Here is a 20,324-nt window from a genome sequence, read left to right as displayed (position 1 = left end):
ACCATGCCAAAATTTGCTGCTAATTTAACCATGCTGTTTACCGAACTGCCGTTCCTGGACCGGTTCGCCGCCGCTGCCCGCGCGGGTTTTGAAGCCGTGGAGTTTCTGTTTCCCTATGAGTATGAGGCCGGAGAAATTAAACAGCGCCTGCAGGAGAACCAGCTGCAGCTGGTGCTGTTCAATACCCCACCCGGCGACGTCAACGCCGGAGAATGGGGGCTCGCCGCGGTGCCAGGCAGAAGCGCCGAGGCCCGCCAGCAGATCCAGCTGGCGCTGGAGTATGCCTGCCAGCTGGATTGCCCGCAGGTGCATATCATGGCCGGCGTGGTACAGCCGGGGATGGATCGCGCAGCCTGCGAGGCCGTGCTTATCGATAATCTGCGCTACGCGGCGGAGTGCTTTGCCCGCCACGACAAGCGGATACTCATCGAAGCGCTGAATCCCCAGACCAAACCGGGCTATCTCTACCACAGCCAATATCAAACGCTGGAGATGGTGAAACGGGTCGACAGGCCGAACGTCGCGGTGCAGTTAGATCTGTTTCACGCGCAGAAGGTGGACGGCAATTTAAGCCATCTCATTACCGAATATGCCGGCCAGTATCGCCATATTCAGATTGCCTCCCTGCCCGACCGTCATGAACCGGATGAGGGCGAAATAAACTATCCGTGGCTCTATGCGCTACTGGATAAAACCGGTTATGACGGCTGGATCGGCTGCGAATATATCCCCCGAGCAGACACGCTTTCCGGGCTGGGGTGGTTCTCGCCCTACCGGAAAAAATAAACGCCGTTTTCTAAAAAAATAACTCTCTGTACACCTGTTAATACCCGAGGCAAACCTATGTCGACATCGGCGCTGTTACTTATTGCGTTAGCCAGCGTAGTGCTGTTGCTCCTGTTGGTGATCAAAGCGAAAGCGCATCCTTTTGTGGCGCTCCTGATCGTCAGCCTGCTGGTGGCATTCGCCACCGGTATTCCGGCAGATAAAATTATTACCACCATTGAAAAAGGCATGGGCGGCCTGCTTGGTCACATCGCCAGCATTATTATTCTGGGCTCAATGCTGGGGGTGCTGATTGAAATGTCCGGCGGCGCCGAATCGCTGGCGAAAACGTTGACCGGCGTACTGGGCGCAAAACGGACCATTGCCGCCTTAACCATCGTGGCTTTTATTCTCGGCACGCCGGTCTTTTTTGAAGTCGGCTTTATCATCATCATTCCGTTAATTTACGGCTTCAGCAAAGTCGCCCACGTGTCGCCGCTGAAGTTTGGCCTGCCGATGGCAGGAGTGATGTTAACCGTGCACGTCGCGCTGCCCACCCATCCTGGCGCAGCGGCCGCGGCAGGCATTCTGCATAGCGATGTGGGCTGGCTGATGCTGGCGGGGATTGGAGTATCGATAGTCGTTGGTATCGTGGGTTATTTTGTCGCCCGGTTTATCAATCGGCGCCATTATCATCTGTCGATTAACGTGCTGGAACAGCAGCAAACAGCTGAAGTGCCGGACCTCTCGGTTAACGCGCAGCAGACCCGTCTGCCGCCGCCGAATGCGCTGGTTATCGGTGGACTGATCGTGGTGCCCATTATGCTGATTGTTTCCGGGACGCTGTGTCAGGCACTGCTGCTGCCGGAAAACGCGGTTCGCCAGCTGATGACCGTCATTGGTACTCCACCGGTCGCCCTGTTGATCTCCCTGGGCCTGGCCAGCTGGACGCTGGGCATCCGTCGGCGGATGAGCCTGAAAAAGCTGGGCGAAGTCACCGGCAGCGCGATCCCCTCGTCGGCGGACGTGATCCTCGTCGCCGGCGCCGGCGGCGCCTTTGGCGGCGTACTGGTCGCCTCCGGCATCGGCAATGCCTTAGCCGAGGCGCTGGAGACAATTCATCTGCCGCTGATGCCCGCCGCCTTCCTGCTCTCGCTGGTACTCCGGGCCTCGCAGGGATCGGCCACCGTGGCGATCCTCACCACCTCCGGTCTGCTGTCTCAGGCGGTCATCGGGCTGGATCCGATTCAGCTGGTGCTGGTAACGCTGGCGACTTGCTTCGGCTCGCTCGGGTTATCGCACGTCAACGATGCCGGGTTCTGGGTCGTCACGCGCTATCTCGGGCTCTCAGTGCCGGACGGGTTAAAAACCTGGACCGTATTGACGACCATCATGGGGGTGACGGGCTTTCTGATCACCTGGCTGCTGTGGTTTGTGTTGTGATATTCGTGAAAGGTGGCCACCGGGCCACCTTTATTTGTCATCTGTCAGTTAGCCGGGCGCTGGCCGCGCTGTCACCTCACCAGACAGCGTCACCGGAATAAAATAGCGTACGCGATAGCGCCTTTCCGCCGCTGGCCCACCTTCCGTATGACGCTCGAGAAAGCATTCAATGTCGACTCCCTCCCGGCGGCTTGCTCCCAGCGCTGGCAGCAACTCCATATACAGATCGCTGGATAAACGGGCGTAACGCGCCCAACTGCCATAGAATTCAACGCCAACATACAGCCCAGGCCTTGTCGTCAACGTGCTGTTCGTCGTCAGCGCGGGCAGCGCCCCTCGCTCCCGATGACAACCGACAAAAGCGTTAACCTCGACGTTAAGCTCATTGTTTCTCGCCGCATAATAATCGGATAACACAGAGAGACGGCCACCGCCGGCGGTAAAAAAACGGTCAACCTTTTGTCTGACAGCCGTCTTCGACGTGCTTTGCAATACCATATCCGACAGGCGCAGCTCATACTTCATTGGAGAGCCACGATAGACCCTCTCGGGCAGTGAACAGAAACGGGCCTGAGGCAGGCTCTCACCCTCCGGGTCGAATTTCTTTAACAGCAAAGCCGTGTCCCAGTGCACGGCGCAACGGTATTCCCGCGGCGAGAGCGAGAAGCGCTTCTTAAACTCCCGGGAAAAAGTCTGCGGCGAGTCATAGCTTAACTGCCAGGCAATGGCGGCGATCGGTTGCCGTGTTAATCGCAGACTCACCGCCGCGATGGTCAACCGCCGCAGCCGGATATACTGCCCGATGGGTAACTGACCATACTGATAAAACACCTCATAGACAAACCGCCGCGAATACCCCATATACTGCGCCAGGTCATCGATAGACGGGTTACAGTAGATATTATCTTCCAGCCACGCCAGCATTTTTAAATAGAGCATCTGCTTCATAGATACCGCATACTTCCTGTAGTCTTCTCCTCCTCTAATTTTAACAACAGGTGGCGGACAGCACTAAGCTTTTTATGCACGGCAAAAATAAAAAATAATTATCAGTGAAAAACCCTAACAGACATATGCTTAACGTTTTGTTTATTAGGAACTTTCGTATGCTCATCTGCCGTTATCCCACTTTCTCCAGCGAATATTAAACATCCCTTAGATTATCTCGTCTAAAAATATTCGGCGCATTGCCATTATATGTTTTAATTTATCCTGATATCATTTTAATACCCAACAGGGAAGTTATATGACGATTTTTTTGTTCAATATAAAAAATCACTATCTGCGGGTCGCGATTGCCGAACTGGTCAATGAAACGATGCAGGCGTGCGAGCGATCGCATTATCAGTTTTCTCAGCAATGGAAGCCGGCGTCGATTGCACAAGCCGATGTCATATTCACGGAAATGGTGGCGGGAGAATGGTACTTATGCCATGAACTTTTACAGCACGCTACAGAGAATTATCAACTTTTTATTTTCCTGAATGATGAAGAGGTTACCGTCATCGATCACTTACCCAACTGTTTTAAGCATGCGGTATTTATACACCCGCACACCGCCGTTCATCTTCTTAAGGAGGTGATAGGTCATGCAATTCAACGCCCCTTAACGGAACAGCATGGCTCTCCCTTTAATCGTCTGCGTCGCTGCATAAATTGTCCCTGTAAGTCATTGAGCGACGCGCAAACCAAAGTCATCTACGCGTTCAGCATTGGCCTGAGTCCGCATGAAGTTGCCACTGTACTAAAAATTAGTCACAAAACGATCCATTCGCATAAAAAGAACATTATGAATAAGTTCCATTTAAAGAGTCGTCAGCAATTCAACAATCTTGTCCAGATACTCGCCAGACGTTAACCTCGTAAAATATTATTATGCTAACTCATTATCTTCTGGAACGGAAGACATAACGTCTTTTACGCCTCTCTTTAATATAGGAAATACCGCTCCACAAAGAAATAATGGGGCAAAAAATCAAACATAAAACAATAAGCAAATCACCCATGACAACCTCGAAAAATAAAAAGAATTTGATTGGCATAGATAATATTGACCTCATATTATCCATGCAAGCTCATTTCTTTTTTTCCAGAACACGTCATAGCGTGGTAGGATAATTCCTGACAGCCATTATTTAATCGCTAAGTTCAGTCTCCGCCCCCGAGTTTTAGAAGAAATGTATGGCCTGTTATTGTCTTTTAGCAACGATATTGAGAAAAAGATAGCTAAACATCCGATTCCCTGTAGAGTGAAAGGAATCACCATGTGAATATCCCGTTCCGCGTAGCGGACATCACGGTTGGTTGAATGTCAGAAAAGCGGGCTTCCTCCTTGTGGACTAAGCCAAACCTCCCTTTTTACGCTCTGTACAGGCCATCGCGCTCTGCCACAGCGAACGGAATGACTATGCTAACCACCCTGATTTACCGCAGCCAGGTTGATCCAACCCGGCCACTGACCGATCTTGACGCCCTTATTCATCGCGCCAGCGGAAAAAATATGCCCCTCGGGATAACCGGGATTCTGCTGTTTAATGGTCAGCAGTTTTTCCAGGTACTGGAAGGAAATGAGGAGATCCTCGAGTCGTTATTCAGCAAAATACAATTCGACCCACGACATCGCGATGTGGTGGAGCTGATGCGCGACTACTCGGCCTATCGCCGTTTTCGGGACGTCGGAATGCGGATGCTGGATCTCCGCTATCATGAGAATAATGCTGCGGTAGAAGAGATCCTGCGCTTCAGCACCTTTGGTGAAACTGAGCCGGTCAATGACCGCATGTTCAGACTGATTAGCGCCTTTATCGCCGACGGCGGGCGCTATTGCCTGCCCGAGTCTCTGCAGCCTTCTCGCTGGTCGATGACTCCCGCAGTGGGCAATGCCTCGCCGCGCAACCTGACGGATCAGCCCTGCCAGTTCGCCCTGCAGGCCATCGTCGAGCCGGCCAAAAGGCGGGTCTCTTCCTTTGAAGCCCTGATCCGCAGCCCAACCGGCGGCTCACCCGTGGAAATGTTTGCCGCCATTGCGGCGGAAGATCGCTACCGTTTCGACCTTGAGAGCAAAGCGTTTGCCTTCTCTCTCGCCGCCCGCCTTCCGCTCGGCAAACAGCAACTGGCGGTCAACCTGCTGCCAGGCTCGCTGTATAACCATCCTGACGCCGTAGGCTGGCTGATGGACAACCTGCTGGCGGCAGGTCTCAGGCCAGAACAGGTCTTGATCGAGGTGACTGAGACGGAGGTTATCTCCTGTTTCGACCAGTTCCGCAAAGTACTCAAAGCGCTGCGCGTGGCCGGCATGAAACTGGCCATCGACGATTTTGGCGCCGGTTACTCCGGTCTGTCGCTCCTGACCCGCTTTCAGCCTGATAAAATCAAAGTGGATGCGGAGCTGGTGCGCGATATTCATATTAGCGGCACCAAACAGGCGATTGTCGCCTCGGTCGTGCGCTGCTGTGAAGATCTCGGCATCACCGTGGTCGCCGAGGGCGTCGAAACCATTGAGGAGTGGTGCTGGCTGCAGTCGGTAGGCATTCGCCTGTTTCAGGGATTTCTCTTTTCCCGACCCTGCCTTAACGGCATCGGGGAGATCTGCTGGCCGGTAGCGCGCCAGGCAACGGACCTGTAAGGACGCGCACCCGGGCATCGTCATTGCCAGTGGGCAAGCTTTTCGCTCAGTGCCGCCAGGGCATATCGTACCGCTTTCGCCACCACGGTCTCACAGTCGCCGGCAAAGCACATCCGTTTGGTTTCAGTCTGGCCGCGAAAATTCCAGGCAAACCATACCGTGCCGGCGGGGGTACCATCTTCCCCGCCCTCCGGTCCCGCGTAGCCGCTGATGGCGATGGCGATATCGGCGTCAGCCATTGCCAGAATACCGGCCGACATCTCCTGGACGCACGCTTCGCTGACGGCGCTGTGTACCGCCAGGGTTTCCGCACGAACCTGCAGCACGTTTCGTTTGGCTTCATCGCTGAAAGTGACGATGCCGGTATCATAAAACGCCGCGGTATCCGCCTGAGCACAGAGCGCCGCCGCCAGATTGCCCCCGGTGCAGGACTCTGCCGTGGTTAGCCGCCAGCCCCGAGCAACCAGCATCTGAGCCACTTCCGCCGTTAGCGCTGAGGTCGGTTTTGCATCGTAACTCATCTCGTCTGTCATTCAGACCCCTCACAAAATATCAAAGGAATAACAGCAGCATCGCGCCAGTTAAAAGAATAGCATATCGATTTCTCTCGTCGGCAGTAGACCGATCGCGTCAGTTCGGGTGGAAAAATAAAGGCCCGCTGCGCGGGCCTTAGCGAATACTCGTCTGAACTGTCGCCGAATCAGACCTTGTGTTCAATCACCCGGCCGTGACTCTCAATGGCAATTTTGCGCGGTTTTTCGCTTTCCGGGATCTCCTGATGGATAGTCACCTTTAAGATCCCACTATCCAGCTGTGCCTGATTAATCTGGGCATGTTCAGGAAGCGAGAAACTCAGCTGGAAATCAGCGCGGCGGATGCCTTTATATATCCAGCGCTGGCTACCGTCGGTCCCGGAATCAGTTTCTCCACGTTTGCCGGTAATATGCAGATTACCGCCGACGGTCTCTATTTCCAGTTCCTCATCTTTCCAGCCGGGCACGCTGACGCTGAGCAGGAAATTACTGTCATCTATTTTCTGCAAATCATAGGCCGGCAAGGCGCCCACCGGCGTATCGCCAGTTAACTGGCTGAAAAGACGGTCAATGCGGTTGAAACGATCGGCAAAAAGAGAATCAGCGAAAACAGGGAGTGCTGACAAGGTTTTGAGTGCCATAATTAACCTCCTGAATATCCATTCAAAAGCTCAACATAAAGGCAAGCATTGCTTGTCCGCTATATAAAATAATATCTGCAGTGCATTTTTCAAGAGCGAAAATAAAATTTTTTATCACTCGCCACAGGAAAAAATAACCAGGCCGGGTGGCAGAGTGACCCCCGCCCGACGGCGGGGGCAGTGGCGCTTCTGAGTCCCATAACTGATGCTGTTTAACATTCAATAAACAGAAGCGACATGTATATATAACTTGTTCAAAGGGATGTCAACGCCCGGACCGCGCCACCACCCCCACCGTCCGTTTTGCCCTTTACGACTGCAGTGATAAGCGCGTTCCTCACCAGCGGCTCGCTCCGCCGCCCGAGGCGCGCTGACAAGCCATTACCTTGCTGGCATCAGCCGGCAAACCCTGACGGAAAAATAGTCAGCCCTGCAAGGAACCTTTCTCGCCGTCCCGTGCCTAATAACCTGCATACGCACTTTCTGAGGCACCACCATGACCGGTATTTTTATCTCTACCACCCTGTTCGCCCTCTTCGCGTCGATGTTGATCGGCCTGGGGATGGTCTGGAAAGGCATTTCCAACAACCCCGATAACTGATTCTTTTGTACGCCGTTGCTGTTCACCCTCCGCAGCGGCGGGACAATACCTCGCTCCCTTTTTGTCAAAGACAACTCCTGGCTTCGCTCAGGCGCGATCTCATCGAGGATCCGCGCCTGCACAACGTATTTTTGAAATAGCAATTCACACAGTGAATAAATTACTTTGATTAATATATTTGAGACCAGAATTAACGCATGCAATATAAGCAATTTAAGCAGTTTGTGCCAAATTGCCGACAACTTCTATGCGACTCATATACGTAACCCACTGATTTTAAAAATCTTATATCATCCGCACAGCAATAAGTCCAATTTTGGACTTATTGCTTTTGTTTGTTATTAGAAATATCCTAAGCCCATATTCGCAAAACAAATTTGCTTCAAAGAATTTTATCAACCTTAATCCATTTCGCGTTCATCATCACTATGCCTGATTTTTTAATTAACACTGAAAATATTTATCTGAAACGGGGAATTTGCGAGCTACTGATCGAGATCGCAATCGAAGAAAATATCTGTACGCCCTTTTCCCTTCACGAATATTCATCTGACATCATTAGCCAGACTGATGTGCTTTTTACGGAAATGGAAACCGGTGAACATTACCTGTGTCACCCGTACTTCAAGAAGATACCGCAACAGACGCCTGTCTTTGTTTTTGTCCCCAGCGACAGCTGTGCCCGGGTTGACCGTTTGCCGCTTTGTCTGCGTGATGCCTGTTTTATCAGTATCAACGCCGATCTCAGCAGCATTAAAAAGCAAATTGCAAACCGTCTGACGGCATTAAGTAAATCCGTCTCTGGGGTGGCGGAAAAAGACAGCAGACGCTGCCTTAAATGCCCGCGACTAACATTGACCAAATCGCAGCTTTATATTATCGATGCGATAAAAACGGGAATGAACAATCAACAGATAGCGCAAGAGCTGGGCATCAGCCATAAGACGGTTTTTTCACACAAAATAAACATCATGAAAAAATTCCAGATTGATACTAAGCAAGAGCTGGCGCGATTCTCGGCCATCGCTCTTGCGCTATCCTCAATAGCAACCCATTAACGCCGGGTTTTGTTAAAACGCATCTTAAGCTTCCTTCTGTCTTTAACATATGACAGACCACAAAATAATGATGTTAACAATAACACCACCGCCAGGGCTAATAGCAGAAAATTACTCATACACGACCTTTTCAGAGATAAAGATGATTATCAAATAATACGGGGTATAAGTTTTCAAAAACAACTATCCCTCAGCCATTTCAGATTAAGGTAAGACCTTGTGCGATAATTCTGAAAATGAATAAAGCTGAAGAAATTATTTTTATTATTACGCGCGCATTTAGCTAATAAAAAGCACATCGCTGCACGGGGTAAACCGGGCGTGACGCGCAGCGGTTACTCCCATAATACCAGCATAAAATTGGGGGCGGATGTCTAAGAGTATCTTCGTGGGCATGCCAGCAGGTTTTGCCGGAAAGATCGCCCAAGGCGACCGCGTCATTACCCGTCGCCAGGGTTAACCTAAACGTTATGTACAGCCACTGATCTGGCTTAACCACTCGTTTAACGTCAATGAATAAAGCAGGCTCGGCGGTGCATCTTTTACATCAGCAATATCGTTAATGTACCTCATCCCGGCTTTCTCGAGAACTTTCTGCGAAGCCAGATGGTTAGCCCGGACAACCGCTGACATCTCCGCAAGTTTAAGCACCTCGAAGCCATATCTCATCGCGCCAATCGCAAACTCGGTGGCCAGGCCTTTTCCCCATGCCTCAGTAGAAAACCGATATCCAAGATTGTTAATGGTGACATCGTTATAACTGCGTAGACTGACGCCACCAAAGCCAATGATGTGTTCAGGGGTATTGCGCATTGATATTGCCCAATTTCCGAATCCGTGCGTTTGCCAGTGCGCGAGCCAGCGCCGCAGGACGACTTCCGCATAGTCTATATTCGGGTACGGTCCTGCGGGGTTGAAGGTATTGGTCGCGGGATCGCCATAAATTCGGTACAGATCGTCGACATCGGAAGCCATGACCGGGCGAAGATGCAAACGATGGGTATCAATGTGCAAACTTACCTCCTGACGGGGAATATTACCGATGATGCTTCGAGGATTTCTGCCTGCCCATTGAAGCACAAATCTCCATACCGGGGAACCGATTAGCCAGCGTTGAGAAGCATTTGAAAAATTATGCTGCCGATGATGAAAATAGGATATGTTAATTCTATGATGGATTAACGCTTTTGCTGGCTCCACGCCCAGCATTACTGAGTGAACACAGGACTGTAAATGATCGATGACATCCGCTACCTGATAGTATTTGCCAAAATTGTAGAACGAGGTTCTATCTCAGGTGGCGCTGCAGCGTTAGGCCTGACGACCGCAACAGCAAGCACACATTTATCCAGACTTGAGAAAAACCTCAATAGCGCCTTGCTGTACAGAAATACGCGAAAAATTTCTCTAACCCAGGATGGCATCAGTTTGCTGGAGACCGCCAGATCGATGCTGGAGCTGTATGAAAAGGGCGTCATTGAATTTAAACAACGCTCTATCTCTACCGTCGGCAAGCTGCGCATTTCCCTCCCTGCTGTTTTTTTAAACGGTCCATTCACCCGCCATCTGGCGAATTTTATCAAAGAAAACCCGGATATTTCCCTGAGTATTTCTTATAGTGATCTACGCGAGGACATCATCGCCGATAGCATTGATGTCGCCTTCCGTATTGGCGAACTCCCGGACAGTTCACTCAAAGCAAGACACCTATTTGTTCTACCACGACAACTGGTGGCGTCTAAGGACTTGCTCATGCAGCACCAACCCATTAAGCATCCCGTTGAGCTGGGATCCCTGCCGTGGATTGGGTTAACAATGAGAGAGAACATCCGAGAGTTCAGGCATAAAAACGGCGAACTGGCGGTCATTAAGTATGCTCCTATGGTATGCGTTGATAACATTGAAGCTGCCTATGTCCTTGCCAAACAGAACATAGGGCTTGCCGTACCTCCCCGTTTCCTCTGCGAAAATGATGTTAAACTCGGGGAGATGCATGAAGTACTTCCTGACTGGTCATTAGAGCCGCTAAAAGTTTATGCCATTTGGCCCGCCAATATATCAACCAGCAGCGCCGCCTATAAACTAATTAATTACATTTATAACGCTATGGAACAACATAAGCTTTGAACAGTTAAAATCATTGTGGGTAAAGCATATAACATGCGATAACGCATAAAACCCCGCCCATCAATAAATTAAAGATACGCATTTGTGCCCTTCCCTGAAGAAACGTTGACATTTTATCACCGAATATTGCCCAAATTGATAATGAGATATAACAGATAAAAAAGTAAATAATAATGAACAGTATTAGGGGCAGACTGGTTGATGGCTCAGAAAACAAGGTAGTTCCAGAGGTACAGGCAGCCCAGGCTTTTGGGTTGAACCATTGCATTAACACTCCCTGAACAAATCCGGGTGCATTTCCCTTTTTTAATGACCAATCAGGTTGTGATGTGGCAATTTTATAGCCCTGATACAGTATAAAAATCGAGCCGAGAACATTCAGGTATTTAAAAAATGATGGGTGCGAGGCAATGACTGTGTATAACCCAAAACTAACAAAGATAAGCAACAGGGTGAAACCCAGAGTCGCACCGGATACGAAGGCGAATGTTTTTCTAAAGCCATGCATAACACCTGAAGAGATAATGACCATATTGACTGGCCCGGGCGAAAACGACAGAGCCAGAGAATACAGAAACATAGTAGCCATCAAAACCATTTTTTCGTCCACGTTGCCAATGAAAGATATCGTTGTAGCGAGATTTATATAACAAGTTATTTCGCTATATTTAAAGACTACCCCGATATGGACGTTAGATTAAATAGCTCATTCTCTAAAGGTGTGTTTGATAATTTAGCAATTTTACAGCAGTACCTGCCCGGCTATACGCCCAATCCCTATCGAAAAAAGCATGGCCAGCGTGCTCCAGAACGTAATTCTGCTGATAGCTCTGACAGGCGGTGCGTTACTCACCACGGAAGAGAAATAGCCAAGAGCAGCCAGTGAACAGAGAGTGGATAGGAAAATCGCGATAACAGTCAGTTTTGCTGGCGATAGCACTGCAACGATCAAGGGTAACCCCGCCCCGGCTGAAAAACTCACGGCCGAAAAAATGGCCGCCTGCAAAGGTCGCGCAGAATGAGTATCCGTTAATCCCAACTCTTCGCGGGCATGGGCCTCGAGGGCATCTTTAGCCATCAGTTGCTCTGCAACCTGGCGGGCAAGCGCAGGCTCCACTCCGCGTTGGATATAAAGAGACGTCAGCTCCCGTACCTCTCCCTGATAATCTGCGTCCAGCTCACTTTTTTCCTCGGCAAGCGCGGCGGTTTCCGTATCCGCCTGGGATGATACCGAAACATATTCCCCTGTTGCCATCGACATGGCTCCCGCAACCAGCCCGGCGACACCGGCCAGCAACACGCCCGAAGGGCTGGTATTTGCAGACGCCACGCCGAGCACCAGGCTGGCGGTTGAGACAATCCCGTCATTCGCTCCCAGGACCGCCGCCCTTAACCAACCGACGCTTTCAATGCTGTGTCGTTCAAGATGCATGCCTTTTTCCTTTTAATACGCACTCTCATCGGGATTAGCGAGAGACCAGAACCTTATCCAACAACGGGATGTTTCTTTTGACTGCGAAAGGTGAGGAAGATATGCAGCAATCCCATCGCACCATGTGCCCAGAAATAGGTTTCAATGAACACCGTCAGAAATTTATGCAAATGCAGGACCGCTTCTGCCAGCGCCGTTGACGTCCCTGGCGCGGTGTCCAGTACAAACCAGAGCCCTCCACAGAGTGCGACCGCCAACAAAGCAAGTACGCCAAGCCCCTGGATCATCGCCGCTATGCCACCGGCATGTGCTTCAGGAAGACGAAATGTCATTAGCATTTTAATGTCTTCAACTACACCGCGAAAATCAAGGGACGACCAGGCAAAATAGTAACGAAACCCACGTTGTTTAAGCATCCATACCAGCATCACTACACCAAGAACCATCAGCGCGAATCCAGAGATAACATGGAACCATGTCACGACTCCGGTCAGAGTTACGTCGCGAAGCGCCTCACTTTCGGTGAGATTAGAGCTAATGATCTGCAGCAGAATCAGGGTGGCGACAATAATGTGCAGCATGCGGAAAAAAGGGGTGTCTTTATGCGGAAGCGCATTGCGAAGTTGTTCGTTCATCATTTGGCCATTTTATAAGGGGATCGGCCACATCAGTATTGCTTCTGTTTGTTAACGCAACCTTAACGCCTTGATGTTGAAGTGCACTAAATGATGTATGAATAAAAGGCAAACCATACCGGCTATCTCAGCAGCTAATAGCATCCATGGACTTACTCGTGAAACTGATGCGCCTGTCTCCTCCGCCTTATTTCCTCGTGGAGCGACAGAAGAAGACGCTGCCTCAATGGGTAAACATTATCGTGGTTCGTTTGGCACTGGCTCATGTTGATCCTGGTGCTTCAGGCAAAGCTACCCAGACTCATCTGGGTTGGTTACCAGAAGGACCTGGTTTGCCAGAAGACTTACGTAATATGAATAAAGGCTAAACAGACCATTTTCAACCAAAAGACTTAGCCTTCAACACACGAATTAATAATCGTCCTGTTGAAGGGTCCCTCCTGTGAACGCACACAGCGTGTGCTTTGAAAACAGGCATATAGCTTTTCCTGAATAAAGGGAGAAACACAAGCAACAGAATCCCTGCGCCAAATGCAGCCAAGCCATGTAACCAGTCAATCATAGTCAAAGGTATGAGGAATAGGCAGTAGTGCAAAACACAGAATACCGTCGTGCATGTCTTCGCCCATCCAGGGACTAACACATTTGGATCCGCTTCGTAAAATTTACTCTTTCTGAGAATGTCCTCAGAGGCTATCCGCATGCCTACGAACCAGAACAAAGGCAGGTACGTCGCTGAAAATAGAGACAGCACAATAATATTCCAATCAGACACTCGCGCACTTCCTTATTCATTGCTTCCCTGGATAAAAATCATTAGCGCGAATATATCATTTTAACGATATAACCCACGCTATAGACGGCTTTATTTCATCTGGCATAATACACTACGATGAGAAACATACCGAGCAATCTTATGCAAAGTCAAGATTAAAAAGGGACGCACGTTCGGGAGTGTTCAGGAACAAAGGCGAATTATTACGTATTATCAACGTCAGATGGTGCCTCTCTGCCACCGACGGGGCATTCGGTCAACCGTAGCCGCGTACAATTCATTATTTATTCAAGGTTCAATGCGTAGAGTGATGCACTGAAATTTTTCAATAAAAAATCAACGTATAAACGGATTTTTGGTAACTGTTGACGGTTTGCAAAGGTCAATATATGCACTGGCTTAGCTAATGGTTGAAATTCAGACATCAGAGGCAGCAGTCGGCCATGTTGCAAATCTTCAGCCAACAGGATCTCGGGTTGCATAATAATTCCCAATCCATTCAATGCTGCCCTTCGCAATGCTTCCCCATTGTTACAGGTCATCGTGATGTTTACCGGAGCTCTGACAGGTTTGCCTTCCCTCTGAAGTGTCCATTCATTCGCTGCAATGGGATGGGCAAACCCAAGACATCGATGATGGCATAACTCTTCAGGTGTTATGGGTTCCCCTGCCCGTTTTATATAGGCCGGAGATGCACACATGACTGAGCGATATGGCGCTATCGGACGGGCAACAAGTGTATTAACATGCAGGAGCTCACCAATCTTAATCATGACATCTAAACCTTCATCTGCCATATCCATCGATTTATCGCTCAGCACCAGGTCTACTGCCATATCAGTCCATTCAATAAGAAACTGAGCAGTAACAGGCGAAAGCGCATGGACACCAAAGGAGACTGGGCAACCTACTCTCAGTTTTCCACGTGGCTTCTGGTGAAGAGCAAATGCCTGTGACTCGCTATCTTCAATATCAGCTAATATCCGGCGGCAACTCTGATAATAACCCTGACCAAAATCGGTCAGACTTTGCCGACGCGTTGTGCGATTAAGTAAGCGAACGCCGAGATGTTCCTCTAACGCTTTGATATGCAGCCCAACCATGGTTCCGCTGATTCGCATCTCTTCAGCAACAGCGCTAAAGCTGCCCCTGTCCACGACGCGGACAAACACCGCCATACTTTCCAGTTTATTCACTATTATCAAGCCTGGCTTGTTAAAGATAAAAACATAACGCTGTTTATCAAATTTCACCAGCGGGTTTTAATCTGTTTTCACTTAGTGCACGAGGGTTAAAAATGATGACCAATACAGAGCTCCGTGAGCAAGGAATGAGATTGTTTAATGAGCTGTATGGAAATGGCGCAGGAGAAGAACTACGAAAGGACATGGCCGATTTGTGCCCTGATTTTACTGATATCTCGATCGAATGGGCTATGGGAGGCATCCTTGCACGCCCGGGGCTGGATGCTAAAACGCGGGAGATGGTTGTCATTGCTTCCTGCGTCACTCTGGGTCATACGGTTCCACAATTGAGGGCACACGCTCAGGCAGCGCTAAATGCAGGGGCAACCAGAGAAGAAATCATCGAGGTTGTCCTGCAATTACTGTTTTATGCAGGAGGCGCCGCGGTGCGCAATGCACTCGTCAATATACGCGATATTATAAATGCTGAGTTAAACGTCGAAGCGAAAATGTCCTGAAGACAATCGCTGTTTGCCATTCTAGCCATCCCATTTGACAAGCGTGCTGGCTCGGGTCATTGCCTGGCGCGTTTTTTGGATTGTCTGCATCACATTCCTAACCAGGCGTCACTGATTAAGGGAATGGGATGGCTAACTCGATTTCAGAGACGGTATCTCATCACTACATGCTGTCAGATACAAGGAAAGCGGGGAGGCAGAACCTGTCTTCGTCCAGTGCTAAAAATCCCACGCTATTAAAGGGATTTGTCTAAACGGTAGAATTTAAATCAACAACATACATGGCCATTTAATGATGCAAGTGATACTTGTTCGACACGCGGAAACAGAGTGGAATATAAAAGGAATAATTCAGGGACAGAGTGACAGTGCGTTAACCCCCCGCGGGGAGCGCCAAACATCAGCTTTACTTGCCGCGTTTGCAGCGAGTGATTACCGGGTAGACTGCGTTTACACGTCTCCGCTTGGTCGTGCCTGGCAAATGGGACAGCGCCTGGCTGACCATTTTCGTTGCCCATTGATAGCTGAGCCGGCCCTCAAAGAACAGGCCTTTGGCCAGTTCGAAGGTATGTTAACGTCACAACTCATGCAACAACGTCCCCACGATGCGCATGCGTTATTCACACATGATGCCGAGTATTGCCCACCACAAGGAGAGTCATTAGCACAAGCAACCCGACGAGTAACAGGTTTCATACACAACTTACAAGAAACCACAGAACATCAGCGCGTCTGTATTGTCACGCACGGGCAAGTCAGCCAGGGCGTGCTGGCGGTGCTTAAAGAAGGGACTATTGATAATTTTTCGCGGTACGCTCACCCTAATGCAAGTTACTCGGTGTTCGATTTCCGGGATGGGAAATGCCTGGCAATCAGATGGGGAATTGCCACACACCTGCTTCAACTCGAACGCCAGAACGCTTAATTTCATATGCCTCTCTGCGGCAAACAAGTGATACCCTGGAAGGTATGAACCCGCTTCAGGAATGCTTATGAAACCAACCCTTAACCAGTTGATTAACTTTTGCACTGTTGCTGAAACCGGAAACATTGGCAAAGCCGCCAGTCAACTTAATATTTCGCAGCCTCCCTTAAGCCGGCAAATAGCCCAGCTGGAAACAATCCTCGGTGCAAAGCTATTTAACCGGGCCGCAAAAGGGGTCAGTTTAACCCTTGCCGGGGAGCAATTTCTGCTGGACTGCCGCGCGATGCTGGCAATGCTGGAGCAGGCCTGTAATAACGTACGGGCAATAGAATCAGGGCAGAAAGGGGTTCTGAAATTAGGCGCAACAATGTATGCCAGCTATAGCGTTGTGCCGCATGTTGCGATGCAGCACAGAAATACCTGTTCCGACGTGGAATTGCATTTTCAGGAGAGGGTCCCCTCTGATTTACACGCCGCATTACAGGATGGCAGATTGGACGCGGCAATCAGCTTCTCCGAGACGGCCACGCCGGGGATTCATTCACTGGTGCTCTTGCGTGAGCCGCTCATTGCCGCCCTTCCTGCCAACCACCCCCAGGTTCAACACGAGCATTTCAGGCTTGAATCACTCTGTGATGACCCGTTCATCACGGTTCCGCGCGAGAGCGCTCCGATGCTCTATGATTCCATCCTTCATCAGTGCCTCAAAGCTGGATTTAGTCCACAAATAGGTCTGGAAGCCTCCGTGCAGCAGACTGTGATGAATTTTGTGGCCCATGGTGTTGGTGTCGCGCTTATTCCCGCCAGTATGGAGAATGCTCAATTACGCGGTGTGGTTTACCGGAAGCTGGAAAATCCGAATATGGTGGAGAATATGCTGATGTGGTCGGCAAAGAACACTAATCCGGCTTTACCGGGTTTTGTGAACCTGTGCCGCAGTATCAGGGATAAACTGGATGCGGCACAGGCCGGACGGATTAACGATTAACTTTTACTGATGATGATTTCGATCACGTTAGGCTTGCCACTCGCCAGTGCGGCCTCAACGGCCGGGGCGATATCGCCAGCACGGATAACTTTTCGGGTCTCCAGCCCCATCGATGCACCCAGTGCCTGATAATCCACTGCCGGATTAACCAAATCCATTGCGATGAAGCGATCTGTTTGGGCCGACGTATAATCCGCCTGAGAACGCATGAAGTTTTTCAATACGTTATATTCCGTATTATTCATGACAATAAAGGTGACTGGCAGTTTTTCATGTGCGGCCGTCCAGAGAGCCTGAGGGGAGTACATCGCCGCGCCGTCTCCCACAAAGCACACCACAGGCGCTTTTCCCAAACCGAGTGAATAGCCGACAGCCGCGGGCATTCCCCATCCCAGGCCGCCGCCGCGTAAAAAGGCATATTGATCCGCGCGGTGACTGTTGAGAGATTTGCGAAGCGAACCGCTGGTGGCAATCGCCTCGTCAACAATGGCCACATCTGGTCCGATCGCCCTTGCTGCCTCAAACGCCGCCACCAGCGGCGTAATTACCGTAGCAGATTGTTGTTCCTGAACCTGCCCGAGCAGACTTTCTTTGCTCAATTTAAACTCATTAATCGCCTTTTCAAAACGGCGTTGATAATCACGGCGATGGTTTGCTGTGGCTTTCTCCAGTTCAGGAAGTAGCACCTTTAACGATGATTTAATATCGCCAACCACTGAGAGTTCACTACTGTAGGTGCGTCCCAGGTCGCCCGCATCGGCTGATAACTGGAACACTTTGCACTGCTCCGGCACTGCCTGACCTTCGGTATAAAGAATAGTGATAAGCGACTTACCGCCAAGGGCAAAAATAGCATCGTACTGGCTTAATGCTCGGTTAATTTCCGTCGCTTTCATGGACAGATTGCCCCGCCAGAGAGGGTGTGCTGTTGGGTAGGGGATCCGGTTCGGCCATGTTGAACCGTACACGTCAGCGGCAAGCATCTCAGCAAGAGCAACAACCTCATTGGCCGCTTCACTTTGATAGATTTCGTCGCCGGCAATCAGTGCGACTTTACCCGGAGTAAATGCCGCCAGCTTACTCGCCAGCAAAGGTAATGAACCTGCGACTGCATTGCGGTCGATAGTAGAAGGCGCGCCAATGCCAATAGCACTCATCGCCTCCATCACATCCATCGGAAGCGACAGGAAAACGGAGCCTTTCGGTGCAGCGTCAGAATCGTGGAAGGCCCGACGAACTAATACCGGTAGCTGATCAACGTGGGTAACCTCCTGCGACCATTTCGCGAACGTTTTACCCATACCGACCAGATCACCCAACAATAATGGGTCGGTTGTCGTGTGGCGTGAATCCTGCTGCCCCGCCGTCACCACCAGTGGTGTCTGTGAGCATTTTGCATTCAACAGATTTCCCATGCCGTGGCCTAAACCACCGGCGGTATGCAGATTCAGAAAGCCTGGTTTTTTTGCTGCCTGCGCATAACCGTCCGCCATGGCGACTGCACTCGCTTCCTGCAGAGCTAACACGTACTGAATTGACGGTTTTCTTAACAGCGCATCCATAAACGGCAGTTCGGTGGTACCTGGATTACCAAACACATATTCCACCCCTTCACTTTCCAGAACTTCTAACAATACATCACCGCCGCGGCGTGCATTGGCATTCTGGACTTTAGTTATTGCATTACTCATAGACTGATCACCTCTGTCTGCGTATTCCTTCGCCCTGTCTGGCGGGTGATTCAATCTTAATAACAGGCATAACACCCTTTCCAATACTATATTGATGCCCAGCCATACCCTTTTAGGTATGGGAAGTCATGCGCTGTCCGCCAGGAGATGGAAAGCTATGACGGACTGAGACACTGACACTCAATCAAAACCAGCCACATTATCGAAACCCTCTCTGATGTTTGCTATTCGCTGAATCTCGCCGCCGCAGTGCGAGCATAATGTCGGATTTTCTTTAGCCATCTACTCTGGCTCACCTGGTGCTGGAACCCCTTCTGGCGGGCATCAGACAAGATGACAGCGCAATATCACAACGATCGCGGTTTGACTCGATGAACGTGGAAGATGTCGTGACGTGAGAAATGGAGCTCTATCACCCTGCAATTTTTCAGCATTGAAGGATTCATGTTGGCGAGGAATTTTGCTGCGGTTTTGGGAAAGAAAAAATCGAAATAACCGGGCATCGCGCCCGGTTATCGTGTCAGTCCGAAATGGCCCTACGCATTCAACCCGCGATTTTTCAGCATCGGCTCAATCTGTGGATCGTGCCCGCGCCACTGGCGATAAAGTTCAGCTAAATCAGTGCTATTGCCGCGCGACAGAATCGCTTCCCGGAAGCGCTGACCGTTCTCACGGGTCAAACCGCCGTGCTCCACGAACCACTGATAGCCGTCGTCGGCCAGCATCTGGGTCCACAGATAGGCGTAATAGCCTGCCGCATAGCCGCCGACGAAGATATGGGAGAAGCATCCTTTTCAATTGGTGCATTTACCAATAAAAATCATAAAGTTAACTTCCTTTTACCATGAAAATTCCGTTGATTTAAGCATATTTTGCAGCATTAAAATCCAAATTATTTTGAAATATCCATATGACATATTGCACCGCCTTTCTGACAAAAGATGAGTAATGGTTAATGACAAGGAACAAGTGTTAATAAACACCGGTGCAGGTTTGGTTCATTAGGTGGAACATCTGGTGTTCTGCCTGGTCTTCTCCTGATAGCGTGCGCAAGGACGAAAGCGACCCATTATCGCAGGTAAGGTGGAAGTGGAACTTAAGAGATCGTCGTGGAAGTTGTTGTCGCACGCGTCACTTCCTGAAAGTTAAAGTGCTGCATGCAGAGCGCATAGGTCACAGGAATTGCTCAGGCTCCGATAGCATGTGCCATACTTTCAAAATCAATCATTTATCTCAGAACCAATTGGAAAAGTTACAGGAGTTGATACTTCGCAAGAGTAGCTTTAACCTCCTTGCGCAAACTATCTGAATCCAGCTCGCTCTCTCTTCTCACAGAATCCGATGTATAACAATCAGCAAGAATAAAAAGTTCAGCCGCACACT

The 20,324-nt window shown here is 50.0% G+C and carries 23 protein-coding genes and 2 pseudogenes; 11 read left to right on the top strand and 14 right to left on the bottom strand.

Annotation, left to right across the window (positions count from 1 at the left end):
• Nucleotides 1-3: 3 nt before the first annotated feature.
• Both AS136_RS15740 and AS136_RS15735 read left to right on the top strand, forming a co-directional pair.
• Nucleotides 4-786 carry an HPr family phosphocarrier protein gene (locus AS136_RS15740; protein WP_022065599.1) on the top strand — a complete coding sequence of 261 codons (783 nt, stop codon included), beginning with the start codon at nt 4-6 and terminating at the stop codon, nt 784-786.
• 57 nt (nt 787-843) lie between these two features.
• Nucleotides 844-2,208 (top strand): GntP family transporter, encoded by a 1,365-nt coding sequence (locus AS136_RS15735; protein WP_008804987.1) that lies wholly within the window; start codon nt 844-846, stop codon nt 2,206-2,208.
• Nucleotides 2,209-2,256: 48 nt separating this feature from the next.
• Here the strand turns inward: AS136_RS15735 and AS136_RS15730 are convergent, their stop codons facing one another.
• The gene (locus AS136_RS15730; RefSeq protein WP_012541794.1) at nt 2,257-3,156 is read right to left on the bottom strand and encodes a helix-turn-helix domain-containing protein; all 900 of its coding nucleotides are present in this window, start codon (nt 3,154-3,156) and stop codon (nt 2,257-2,259) included.
• Between the two features lie 298 nt (nt 3,157-3,454).
• Between AS136_RS15730 and kbvR the strand changes: the two genes are divergently transcribed.
• The gene (kbvR, locus tag AS136_RS15725; RefSeq protein WP_063266837.1) at nt 3,455-4,066 is read left to right on the top strand and encodes a LuxR family transcriptional regulator KbvR; all 612 of its coding nucleotides are present in this window, start codon (nt 3,455-3,457) and stop codon (nt 4,064-4,066) included.
• Between the two features lie 28 nt (nt 4,067-4,094).
• Here kbvR and AS136_RS26940 read toward each other — a convergent pair whose 3' ends face one another.
• Nucleotides 4,095-4,214, bottom strand: a complete 120-nt coding sequence (locus tag AS136_RS26940) for a small membrane protein (RefSeq protein WP_137036724.1) — start codon at nt 4,212-4,214, stop codon at nt 4,095-4,097.
• A gap of 401 nt (nt 4,215-4,615) precedes the next feature.
• Between AS136_RS26940 and AS136_RS15720 the strand changes: the two genes are divergently transcribed.
• Nucleotides 4,616-5,833 (top strand): diguanylate phosphodiesterase, encoded by a 1,218-nt coding sequence (locus AS136_RS15720; RefSeq protein WP_063266836.1) that lies wholly within the window; start codon nt 4,616-4,618, stop codon nt 5,831-5,833.
• 20 nt (nt 5,834-5,853) lie between these two features.
• Here the strand turns inward: AS136_RS15720 and AS136_RS15715 are convergent, their stop codons facing one another.
• From AS136_RS15715 to AS136_RS28720, 3 genes and pseudogenes are all read right to left on the bottom strand, one after another.
• On the bottom strand, nt 5,854-6,366 hold the full coding sequence (locus AS136_RS15715) for a 2-oxo-tetronate isomerase (RefSeq protein WP_023322568.1): 513 nt from the start codon (nt 6,364-6,366) through the stop codon (nt 5,854-5,856).
• Nucleotides 6,367-6,533: 167 nt separating this feature from the next.
• Nucleotides 6,534-7,007, bottom strand: a complete 474-nt coding sequence (locus AS136_RS15710) for an Hsp20 family protein (RefSeq protein ID WP_008804992.1) — start codon at nt 7,005-7,007, stop codon at nt 6,534-6,536.
• A gap of 453 nt (nt 7,008-7,460) precedes the next feature.
• Nucleotides 7,461-7,553, bottom strand: a pseudogene (locus tag AS136_RS28720) (hypothetical protein); the annotation flags it as partial.
• On the opposite strand from AS136_RS28720, the gene AS136_RS29235 reads away from it, so the two are divergent.
• Nucleotides 7,513-7,608 (top strand): YnaM/YnfT family protein, encoded by a 96-nt coding sequence (locus tag AS136_RS29235; RefSeq protein WP_272482055.1) that lies wholly within the window; start codon nt 7,513-7,515, stop codon nt 7,606-7,608. The pseudogene AS136_RS28720 and the gene AS136_RS29235 overlap by 41 nt on opposite strands.
• A 428-nt stretch (nt 7,609-8,036) precedes the next feature.
• Nucleotides 8,037-8,666 carry a helix-turn-helix transcriptional regulator gene (locus AS136_RS15705; RefSeq protein ID WP_023322567.1) on the top strand — a complete coding sequence of 210 codons (630 nt, stop codon included), beginning with the start codon at nt 8,037-8,039 and terminating at the stop codon, nt 8,664-8,666.
• Here AS136_RS15705 and AS136_RS29360 read toward each other — a convergent pair.
• A complete protein-coding gene (locus tag AS136_RS29360; protein ID WP_012541799.1) occupies nt 8,663-8,785 on the bottom strand; it encodes a small membrane protein in 123 nt (40 codons plus the stop codon). The genes AS136_RS15705 and AS136_RS29360 overlap by 4 nt on opposite strands.
• A gap of 349 nt (nt 8,786-9,134) precedes the next feature.
• Complete coding sequence (locus AS136_RS15700; protein WP_012968290.1) at nt 9,135-9,680, bottom strand: GNAT family N-acetyltransferase; 546 nt, start codon at nt 9,678-9,680, stop codon at nt 9,135-9,137.
• 219 nt (nt 9,681-9,899) lie between these two features.
• On the opposite strand from AS136_RS15700, the gene AS136_RS15695 reads away from it, so the two are divergent.
• Nucleotides 9,900-10,793: a LysR family transcriptional regulator gene (locus AS136_RS15695; RefSeq protein ID WP_008804995.1), complete on the top strand. Its 894-nt coding sequence runs from the start codon at nt 9,900-9,902 to the stop codon at nt 10,791-10,793.
• Between the two features lie 10 nt (nt 10,794-10,803).
• Here the strand turns inward: AS136_RS15695 and AS136_RS15690 are convergent, their stop codons facing one another.
• The 3 genes from AS136_RS15690 to AS136_RS15680 all read right to left on the bottom strand — a co-directional run bounded on the left by AS136_RS15690 (nt 10,804) and on the right by AS136_RS15680 (nt 12,860).
• Nucleotides 10,804-11,391, bottom strand: coding sequence for a LysE family translocator (locus AS136_RS15690; RefSeq protein ID WP_023297570.1), 588 nt, complete (start codon nt 11,389-11,391; stop codon nt 10,804-10,806).
• A 144-nt stretch (nt 11,392-11,535) separates the two neighbouring features.
• Nucleotides 11,536-12,225: a VIT1/CCC1 transporter family protein gene (locus AS136_RS15685; protein ID WP_008804997.1), complete on the bottom strand. Its 690-nt coding sequence runs from the start codon at nt 12,223-12,225 to the stop codon at nt 11,536-11,538.
• Between the two features lie 53 nt (nt 12,226-12,278).
• Nucleotides 12,279-12,860 carry a cytochrome b/b6 domain-containing protein gene (locus AS136_RS15680; protein WP_008804998.1) on the bottom strand — a complete coding sequence of 194 codons (582 nt, stop codon included), beginning with the start codon at nt 12,858-12,860 and terminating at the stop codon, nt 12,279-12,281.
• A 158-nt stretch (nt 12,861-13,018) separates the two neighbouring features.
• Here AS136_RS15680 and AS136_RS28220 point away from each other — a divergent pair, with 158 nt between their 5' ends.
• Nucleotides 13,019-13,228 carry a hypothetical protein gene (locus AS136_RS28220; protein WP_124038053.1) on the top strand — a complete coding sequence of 70 codons (210 nt, stop codon included), beginning with the start codon at nt 13,019-13,021 and terminating at the stop codon, nt 13,226-13,228.
• Nucleotides 13,229-13,919: 691 nt separating this feature from the next.
• On the opposite strand, the gene AS136_RS15670 is transcribed toward AS136_RS28220, so the two are convergent.
• On the bottom strand, nt 13,920-14,831 hold the full coding sequence (locus tag AS136_RS15670) for a LysR family transcriptional regulator (protein ID WP_016160975.1): 912 nt from the start codon (nt 14,829-14,831) through the stop codon (nt 13,920-13,922).
• 101 nt (nt 14,832-14,932) lie between these two features.
• Between AS136_RS15670 and AS136_RS15665 the strand changes: the two genes are divergently transcribed.
• The 3 genes from AS136_RS15665 to AS136_RS15655 all read left to right on the top strand — a co-directional run bounded on the left by AS136_RS15665 (nt 14,933) and on the right by AS136_RS15655 (nt 17,250).
• Complete coding sequence (locus AS136_RS15665; protein ID WP_023322565.1) at nt 14,933-15,337, top strand: carboxymuconolactone decarboxylase family protein; 405 nt, start codon at nt 14,933-14,935, stop codon at nt 15,335-15,337.
• Nucleotides 15,338-15,629: 292 nt separating this feature from the next.
• Complete coding sequence (locus AS136_RS15660; protein ID WP_023322564.1) at nt 15,630-16,262, top strand: histidine phosphatase family protein; 633 nt, start codon at nt 15,630-15,632, stop codon at nt 16,260-16,262.
• A gap of 67 nt (nt 16,263-16,329) precedes the next feature.
• Nucleotides 16,330-17,250 carry a LysR family transcriptional regulator gene (locus tag AS136_RS15655; RefSeq protein WP_023322563.1) on the top strand — a complete coding sequence of 307 codons (921 nt, stop codon included), beginning with the start codon at nt 16,330-16,332 and terminating at the stop codon, nt 17,248-17,250.
• On the opposite strand, the gene AS136_RS15650 is transcribed toward AS136_RS15655, so the two are convergent.
• The 3 genes and pseudogenes from AS136_RS15650 to AS136_RS15640 form a co-directional block, all read right to left on the bottom strand.
• Nucleotides 17,247-18,941, bottom strand: coding sequence for a thiamine pyrophosphate-binding protein (locus AS136_RS15650; protein ID WP_023322562.1), 1,695 nt, complete (start codon nt 18,939-18,941; stop codon nt 17,247-17,249). The two genes, AS136_RS15655 and AS136_RS15650, sit on opposite strands and share 4 nt — an antisense overlap.
• 536 nt (nt 18,942-19,477) lie before the next feature.
• A pseudogene (locus AS136_RS15645) lies at nt 19,478-19,726 on the bottom strand (M3 family metallopeptidase); the annotation flags it as partial.
• A gap of 467 nt (nt 19,727-20,193) precedes the next feature.
• Nucleotides 20,194-20,304 carry a colicin immunity domain-containing protein gene (locus tag AS136_RS15640; RefSeq protein WP_228140424.1) on the bottom strand — a complete coding sequence of 37 codons (111 nt, stop codon included), beginning with the start codon at nt 20,302-20,304 and terminating at the stop codon, nt 20,194-20,196.
• Between the last annotated feature and the right edge of the window lie 20 nt (nt 20,305-20,324).

It is taken from the genome of Klebsiella sp. D5A (assembly GCF_001620885.1).
In the GTDB taxonomy this organism is placed as follows: Bacteria; Pseudomonadota; Gammaproteobacteria; order Enterobacterales; family Enterobacteriaceae; genus Klebsiella; species Klebsiella variicola.
This window is presented reverse-complemented; position numbering and strand designations above follow the sequence as displayed.

What these genes read in the sequence shown, in the direction of transcription:
- AS136_RS15685 (WP_008804997.1), bottom strand. Translation starts at nt 12,225, where the DNA reads ATGCATCTTGAACGACACAGCATTGAAAGCGTCGGTTGGTTAAGGGCG.
- AS136_RS15650 (WP_023322562.1), bottom strand. Translation starts at nt 18,941, where the DNA reads ATGAGTAATGCAATAACTAAAGTCCAGAATGCCAATGCACGCCGCGGC.
- kbvR (WP_063266837.1), top strand. Translation starts at nt 3,455, where the DNA reads ATGACGATTTTTTTGTTCAATATAAAAAATCACTATCTGCGGGTCGCG.
- AS136_RS15720 (WP_063266836.1), top strand. Translation starts at nt 4,616, where the DNA reads ATGCTAACCACCCTGATTTACCGCAGCCAGGTTGATCCAACCCGGCCA.
- AS136_RS15715 (WP_023322568.1), bottom strand. Translation starts at nt 6,366, where the DNA reads ATGACAGACGAGATGAGTTACGATGCAAAACCGACCTCAGCGCTAACG.
- AS136_RS15690 (WP_023297570.1), bottom strand. Translation starts at nt 11,391, where the DNA reads ATGGTTTTGATGGCTACTATGTTTCTGTATTCTCTGGCTCTGTCGTTT.
- AS136_RS29360 (WP_012541799.1), bottom strand. Translation starts at nt 8,785, where the DNA reads ATGAGTAATTTTCTGCTATTAGCCCTGGCGGTGGTGTTATTGTTAACA.
- AS136_RS15680 (WP_008804998.1), bottom strand. Translation starts at nt 12,860, where the DNA reads ATGAACGAACAACTTCGCAATGCGCTTCCGCATAAAGACACCCCTTTT.
- AS136_RS15660 (WP_023322564.1), top strand. Translation starts at nt 15,630, where the DNA reads ATGATGCAAGTGATACTTGTTCGACACGCGGAAACAGAGTGGAATATA.
- AS136_RS15695 (WP_008804995.1), top strand. Translation starts at nt 9,900, where the DNA reads ATGATCGATGACATCCGCTACCTGATAGTATTTGCCAAAATTGTAGAA.
- AS136_RS15710 (WP_008804992.1), bottom strand. Translation starts at nt 7,007, where the DNA reads ATGGCACTCAAAACCTTGTCAGCACTCCCTGTTTTCGCTGATTCTCTT.
- AS136_RS15735 (WP_008804987.1), top strand. Translation starts at nt 844, where the DNA reads ATGTCGACATCGGCGCTGTTACTTATTGCGTTAGCCAGCGTAGTGCTG.
- AS136_RS26940 (WP_137036724.1), bottom strand. Translation starts at nt 4,214, where the DNA reads ATGGGTGATTTGCTTATTGTTTTATGTTTGATTTTTTGCCCCATTATT.
- AS136_RS15740 (WP_022065599.1), top strand. Translation starts at nt 4, where the DNA reads ATGCCAAAATTTGCTGCTAATTTAACCATGCTGTTTACCGAACTGCCG.
- AS136_RS15655 (WP_023322563.1), top strand. Translation starts at nt 16,330, where the DNA reads ATGAAACCAACCCTTAACCAGTTGATTAACTTTTGCACTGTTGCTGAA.
- AS136_RS15705 (WP_023322567.1), top strand. Translation starts at nt 8,037, where the DNA reads ATGCCTGATTTTTTAATTAACACTGAAAATATTTATCTGAAACGGGGA.
- AS136_RS15665 (WP_023322565.1), top strand. Translation starts at nt 14,933, where the DNA reads ATGATGACCAATACAGAGCTCCGTGAGCAAGGAATGAGATTGTTTAAT.
- AS136_RS15730 (WP_012541794.1), bottom strand. Translation starts at nt 3,156, where the DNA reads ATGAAGCAGATGCTCTATTTAAAAATGCTGGCGTGGCTGGAAGATAAT.